This window comes from Moorena sp. SIO4A1 (genome assembly GCF_010672065.1).
Taxonomy (GTDB): domain Bacteria; phylum Cyanobacteriota; class Cyanobacteriia; order Cyanobacteriales; family Coleofasciculaceae; genus Moorena.
The window spans coordinates 1-7,182 of sequence record NZ_JAAHHX010000130.1; the positions used below are offsets into that span (position 1 = coordinate 1).

Sequence of the window (7,182 nt, forward strand, 5' to 3'; positions counted from 1 at the left end):
ACGTCGATGGAAACCACGACAATTGGAAATCTAAGAACTTACTAGCAGTACATCAAAGCTGCCACCAACAGATACACTGAAGCAAAGCGAAAGCTAAGGATATCTAGGAGCCGAGTGAGGGGAAACCTTCACGCTCGGTTCTGAAGGAGAGGTGCTCCCCATAATAGAGGACATCGACTCTAACACAGGCTGATTGCAATGCTGCCAAGAACATCCTTGCTCGCGGTACCGACAAGGAAATAACTCGGTACATGAATAAAACCGAGGTTCAAGCAGTGTTGTTGCGTCGTACCGCGCGTTTCTTGAAAGGGATGGGGCTTAGCCTGCTAGATGCAGTCGAGCTTGGTTGGCTTGATTGTAAGCATACCTTGGCTAAGGCTTTCAAGCAACTCCTCAACGGGATTTGAGGAATGCCTAGAAAGACGGGTGGAAGGTTCAACTCCAATTACTGTATAACCACCCCTCACTCAGGCAACAATACATTGCACCTTGACCGTTTTGTACGGGTTTATCCCGATTAATTACGGTTTAAGAGTATCCCAATCCACCTCAGCCAAATCCATAGTTTGGTTAATTGTTCGCATCCTATTTCGACGAGCCCATTAGTAAACTATTATAACTGGAGACCGCAAGTCAATATGTCTTTCACTGCTAGTGTCATTTCAGCAAAAGAATGGGGAGCTAAACCCCCAAAAAAATGGCCAGATACCACTCGACCACGATATATTATTATTCACCATACTGCTACTCCCAATGCCCCGAATGATCTATCGAAAGGAACCTTATGGGGATCCAGAAGTTTGGCTAGGAGTATTCAAAAATCCCACATGGATGGTTTTGGCTGGGATGACTCAGGTCACAACTTTTTGAATACCACCGGTGGATATTTACTCGAAGGTAGACAGAGTTCCTTATCAGCGATTAAAAAAGGACGTTCTGTCAGCTCTGCTCATGCTGGTAGTACTCTAGGTAACCAGTCACCGGGAATTGAAAATGAAGGCACCTTTATCAGCTACCGGATGAATGCCAAACAATGGAAAAGTTTGGTAGATTTATGTGTTTCGATTTGCAACACTACCAAGATTAGCCCAGACAATATTAAAGGACATCGAGACTTTTCACCAACCCAATGCCCTGGGGACTGGTTATACAGTCAATTGCCTCGGTTGCGCCGAGAAGTTCGTCAGCGCCTTGACTCATCAGTTGAAGACTATCTCAGAGAAGGAGACACTGGTCTGAAAGTCAAACAGCTACAGCAATCCCTCCAAACTAAAGGGTTTAGTCCCGGCCCAGTTGATGGCATTTTTGGTCCTGCTACCACCAAAGCAGTAATTTCCTTTCAGAAGTTTGAGGGACTCAATCCCAATGGATTAGTGGGATCAAAGACCTGGGAAGCACTGAAAAGTTCTTCTAAACCATCAGAGAAATCTCCTTCTAAACCAGGTAACCAGAACCGCAAGCCTGTGGTTATCCTGAACACCTACAAGTATTATCGTGGCTTACCTCACCAAAAACAAGCGATTGAGTGGCTACAAAAACAACTACCAAAAGAAGTCTTGGAAGAGTTTTCAGAAAGATGGCGTAACGATCAACCCTCATCTGCCTATCTTCCTTTAATTCAAGGAGCAGTTGGATCAGAAGTAGAGGAACTACAGCAGCTGCTCCAAACCCAAGGATTTTATTCTGGTGCAACGGATGGTGATTTTGGATCTCGGACAAAATCTGCTGTGATTGCTTATCAGAAAGCGAAAGGATTATATGCTGATGGGATTGTAGGTTCTATAACTTGGTCTACTTTGAATCTTGACTAATGGTAATGGGTAATTTGGAATTGGTAATTGCTAGTTTACGATGACCCATTAACCATTAATCTATACAAGAGGTGCGACCCGTGGCGAATTTAATTCGCCAAGTAAGAGCGCACCTATTAATTTTTCAAAAAACGGGAGGCTAACAAAGTAATTATTTAGCCTCCTTTCTCTAGGTATAAAAGCGGTATTTAAGCTAGGGTTTCATAACTATATACATAATTAAACGTAAGTCTATTAATAGTTACATTTGTGACGTTTATAAAAATCTTGATATTAACCGTTTACCCTTGTCTAATATAGCACTAAGCATTAAAGTTAGGATATTGATACAAGCAGCAAAAGCTGTTGTAGTCAACTTTTTCCTCTTGCCTCTTGTCTCTTGCCTTGCGCGTAGCGCTATACCTGATCTTAACAGTCAAGTTTAATTGTATATAACTACTTGAATCGAATATTTCTGATCTTATCGATCTATTCGGAAAACAGGTTGGTACTGTCGCAGACACGACCTCTGCCAGATATATGAATCAAAAGCCAGTCAAGCTAATTGAATTTGAGCAGGTGGAAGATGCATACAAAGCTCTCAAAGCGGGGCAAGTGCAGGCTCTAGTTTATGATTCACCAACGTTACTTTACCAAACGTCACAAAACGGAGAATACCAGATTGTCGGTGAGTTGTTTGCTGAACAAGACTACGGCATAGTTTTGCCTCAAGGTAGCCATTATCGCGAGCCAATCAACCGAATTATTTGGCAATTACAGGAAGACGGAGAACTGACCAACCTAGAGCAAAAGTGGTTTCCTTCTAACCAGTAAGATTAGGTATGCTTAATCACGTACAATAGGGTCGATTACATGCATAGTAATTGGTAATTGGCCATTGGTAATTGGTAATTGGTAACGTGACACAAGAGATACAACTTCAAATTGAAAAAATTGATGAAAAATCCTTGCACCTAAGGACAGTCAAGGCTTTGGGACGAGCACACGCAACCACTCTTGGTCATTTTCCTGAAGGAGCGTTTGATCAACACGCACTAAGTGGTCAAATACTTGTGGCGCTTACTCCTGAAAAAAAGTGTACCGGTTATTTGTTATACCGGAAGGTGCGTAGACATAATATCATCGTTATTGTTCATCTATGCATCGAGCCATCATGGCGTGGTAACGGTATTGCTAAGAAGCTGGTTAATTATCTAAGTCAGAATACTCAGGACTTTTACGGCATTAAACTCAAATGCCGTCGTGATTATGGATTAGAGAAAATGTGGTCTCACTTAGACTTTGTTCCTTTGGCTGAAAAACCCGGAAGGAGCAAGGATGGAAAACTACTTACCGTTTGGTGGCGGGATCACGACCATCCTACCCTATTTTCTACGGTTGCTACCCAAAAACTTGAGTCTAAATTGTGTGCAGTCATTGATACCAGCGTGTTTTTTGACTTGCAAGGAGATGAAGCTAGGTCAAAGGCCGAATCCGACTCTCTACTAGCTGATTGGTTACAACCTGACTTGGAGTTATGTATAACTAATGAAATATTTAAGGTCATCAATAGTATTGATGATAGTAAACAAAGGAATGGTAAACGCCAGTTAGCCGATACCTTTACTCAACTCCCCTACAATCAGAAAGACTTTCAAACAGCTTGTCGCGCTCTAACCAAGGTTTTGTTATCAACTCAGGTAACTATCAATAAATCTGACCTAAGTCAGTTAGCTATAGCCATAGCTTCAGATGCACCATTTTTTTTGACTCGTAATTCACAAATACTAGCGATCGCAGATGCTATCAATCAGGAATTTAACTTATCAATCCTTAGTCCTACTAGTTTAATTGTTAAGCTAGATTATCTTCACGAATATATTAACTATCAGCCTGTACGATTAGCAGGCACAGGTATCACTAGACAACGTGTTCATAAATTTGATCAAGTACGTTTTTTGAGTGAAACGTTTTTGGTTGGTGCTAAGGTAGAAAAACTTAGTAATTTTCAAGGAAGGCTGGGCTATATTATTGCTAACCCCGATAAATTTAAGTGTTATATTATTCTCCAGTCAGAAAAAAATCCCCTAGCTTTAATTGCGTATCATACTCATAAAAATAATGAGTTAAACGTGCCAATTTTTCGGGTTAGATCTGGTCCTCTTGAAGAAACCCTGGCGCGGCACTTAATTTTTTGGTTTATATCCCTGTCAGTACGTGAAAATCTGCCATTTACACGAATTACTGAACCTTATTTGGATCACACTATTCTTAGCGGTATTCAAGATGATGCATTTTTTAAAGTTAAGGATGGTTATTTAAATGCCAATCTTGCCGTTGCGGTTACGGCGACAGAATTATCAGACTATCTCACTACTTTAGCGAATCGAAGTCAAGATTATAACTTTTGCCTAAAAATTGCTGATACCCTCAAAACTGATAAATTAACCACAGCGGTAAAAACAACGCTAGACGTTGAACGCATACTGTGGCCAGCAAAAATTATTGATGCTGATCTTCCTACTATAATCATTCCTATTCAAGCAGAATGGGCAAAGGAATTATTCGATGAAGACTTAGCTAACCAGCTCCTATGGAGATCGGAAACTGATCTGGCGCTAAAACGTGAACTTGTCTATTATCGAAGCCATCGAGGTAATGGTGGCTTAAAACCAGGGGTTGTTGGTAGAATTCTTTGGTATGTAAGCTATAATAAAAAGTATTGCGGCACAGGAAAGGTAAGAGCGTGCTCTAGACTTGATGAAGTAGTCGTAAATAAACCTAAAAATCTCCATCAACAGTTTCGACGATTGGGTGTATATGAATTAGAAGATTTAATGAAGCTTACCAAAAATGATCCTAATAAAAAGCTGATGGCGCTTCGATTTAGTGATACTGAACTGTTTAAAAATCCTATAGATTTGGCGGAAATTCAAGAAATACTGGGTAAGCGTTTAACACTTCAATCACCGTTGCGGATTTATCAAGAACAATTTACAATAATATATAGAGAATGCACCCAAAATTAATCAAAATTACTCGTGTTAACAATGCCCAATGTGTTGTTATTATCAATTCGTCCTAAATATGCTAATCAATTATTCAATGGAACAAAAAAAATTGAACTTCGTCGGGTGCGTCCTCGATTAGAACCAGGGGATATTGTTGTGGTTTATGTCTCGGCTCCAGATAAGGTTTTATCGGGTTTTTTTGAAGTAGAAAACGTTATTCAAGACCGCCCGGATATCCTTTGGTATAAAGTAAAAGACAATGCTGGTATAGAAAAAAAAGATTTTAATGAGTATTATGAGGAAGCTGCTGTCGGTTATGGGATTTGCTTAAAACTCATAGAACATTTTGAGCCCCCAGTAACTTTACAAGATTTGAGAGCAAAATGGGCTAACTTTAGACCTCCACAATCTTATCATTACTTGACGACTAGTCAATTTGAGCATCTTAAGTCTATTGTAGAGGATAAAATGGCAATTATGTCAGATAATTATATCAATTAGCTAAATAGTTACTAAAAAGAGATTTTGTAATGGGTCATGGAGAATCAATAATGGATAATAGCAAGCCAATAATCAATTACTGAGAATCAATGACTAACTAACTAACAGTCTCTAATGTCTCAAACATGTTCTAATAAAAAAAATTAGGTGGATAGTATGGTGGGGGATAATAAAGCTGAATTGGTCAGTCTATTTCAGGAATTTATCAGTTCATATCCCTACACACCGGTTGGGTTAAGTCACATGGCAACCTACAAAGAGCAGCGTCGCCTTTGGTGTCGGAATTTTGAAGCAATCTCTGCTATAGTGGAGTCTGGAGAAGCTATAACAGAACCGATACTGTTTCAGCTATTCCCTGATAGAGAATTAGCGATTACGTTGAATAGTCAATATGGTGAGGGTGATGATTCATGGATACTAACTATTCCTAGAAAACGTGATAATTATTTAGAATTACGATTGCCATTAAAACTGAAATATCAGCATAAATGGATACAAAGGTTAGTAGAGCAGATTGGTTACGACATCCTTGAATTTGTTGGTTGCTGCACTAAGCATCCTAATCAGTTATCAGCAGCTTGTGATCAGTTTTCTACAGGGGAATACTCTAAAGGTTTTCCGACGGAAATGCTGACGAATCTCCTCAATGGGCTGCAACCAGATAGGTTTCTGTTAATCAATGATAATTCTCGACAGGTTATCAATTACTTTGTTAATACATCCTACGGAAAGAGACTGACAGATTATCCAGCGGCCAATGCTACAGGATTGAAGCTGATTAAAGCATTAGATAACACTATGCATCAACCGGGTGTACCAGTGCTCAGAGATAATGATTTATTCGATATGTTTTGCTACTGGTTGGTTGCGGTTAAAGGGTATAATTTTTCCGGTAAAGAGGAGGTTATCGAATTTACCTCTGATGGTTCAAGGATGGCGTTACCAGAGGACTATACGGTAAGCGACTGTGCTAAAGATACTGGTTTTGATATAGCAGAGTTAGAGGGATGGATACGTGCTATTGAACGCAAAGGACAAGGAATTTTTTACGGCCCACCAGGTACAGGTAAAACCTATAGTGCTCAAAAAATTGCTAACCATTTAATCAGTGGAAGTGATGGATTCACAGAACTTGTCCAATTCCATCCTGCCTATTCCTATGAAGACTTTATTCAAGGTATTCGTCCACAAAGTCAAAATGGGGAATTGAGATATCCTTTAGTTCCAGGCAGATTTATAGAATTCTGTAATAAAGCTGAGTCTCGGCAAGGAATTTGTGTTATAATCATCGATGAAATTAATCGTGCTAACCTCGCTAGTGTGTTTGGAGAATTATTGTATCTACTAGAGTACCGGGATCAAAAAATTCCCTTAGCTGGCAGTAATCAACTATTCAGTATCCCGAAAAATGTTCGGATCATCGGTACTATGAACACAGCAGACCGTTCTATTGCTCTAGTTGATCAGGCATTTCGCCGTCGCTTTGCATTTATTCGGCTCTATCCCAACTATGAAATCCTGAGACGATATCACCAAACAACGGATTTTCCAGTGAATGGATTGATTAAGATACTGGAACAAATAAATAATGCGATCGCAGATCCTAACTACTCCCTCGGAATCTCCTTCTTTCTCCTAGAAACTATAGCTGAGGAAATTGAAGATATCTGGCAAAGGGAAATTGAGCCATATCTAGAAGAATACTTTTTCGATCAACGAGACAAACTAGACCAATTTCGCTGGGACACTATTAAATTAAGAATTAAGAATTAAGAATTAAGAATTAAGAATTAAGAATTAAGAATTAAGAATTAAGAATTAAGAATTAAGAATTAAGAATTAAGAATTAAGAATTAAGAATTAAGAATTAAGAATTAAGA

The 7,182-nt window shown here is 39.3% G+C and carries 6 protein-coding genes; all 6 read left to right on the top strand.

Features of this window, described 5'->3' with window-relative positions:
- Window positions 1–251 precede the first annotated feature (251 nt).
- The 6 genes from F6K53_RS34535 (at window position 252) to F6K53_RS34560 (ending at window position 7,075) form a co-directional block, all read left to right on the top strand.
- Window positions 252–407 (top strand): hypothetical protein, encoded by a 156-nt coding sequence (locus tag F6K53_RS34535; RefSeq protein ID WP_293072292.1) that lies wholly within the window; start codon window positions 252–254, stop codon window positions 405–407.
- A gap of 231 nt (window positions 408–638) precedes the next feature.
- The gene (locus F6K53_RS34540) at window positions 639–1,811 is read left to right on the top strand and encodes an N-acetylmuramoyl-L-alanine amidase (protein ID WP_293022039.1); all 1,173 of its coding nucleotides are present in this window, start codon (window positions 639–641) and stop codon (window positions 1,809–1,811) included.
- 462 nt (window positions 1,812–2,273) lie between these two features.
- Window positions 2,274–2,624, top strand: a complete 351-nt coding sequence (locus F6K53_RS34545) for a transporter substrate-binding domain-containing protein (RefSeq protein ID WP_364305200.1) — start codon at window positions 2,274–2,276, stop codon at window positions 2,622–2,624.
- 86 nt (window positions 2,625–2,710) lie between these two features.
- Window positions 2,711–4,819 carry a GNAT family N-acetyltransferase gene (locus F6K53_RS34550; RefSeq protein ID WP_293083817.1) on the top strand — a complete coding sequence of 703 codons (2,109 nt, stop codon included), beginning with the start codon at window positions 2,711–2,713 and terminating at the stop codon, window positions 4,817–4,819.
- A gap of 21 nt (window positions 4,820–4,840) precedes the next feature.
- On the top strand, window positions 4,841–5,302 hold the full coding sequence (locus F6K53_RS34555; protein WP_293072294.1) for an ASCH domain-containing protein: 462 nt from the start codon (window positions 4,841–4,843) through the stop codon (window positions 5,300–5,302).
- 156 nt (window positions 5,303–5,458) lie between these two features.
- Window positions 5,459–7,075, top strand: a complete 1,617-nt coding sequence (locus tag F6K53_RS34560; protein ID WP_293072295.1) for an AAA family ATPase — start codon at window positions 5,459–5,461, stop codon at window positions 7,073–7,075.
- The last annotated feature ends 107 nt before the right edge of the window (window positions 7,076–7,182 follow it).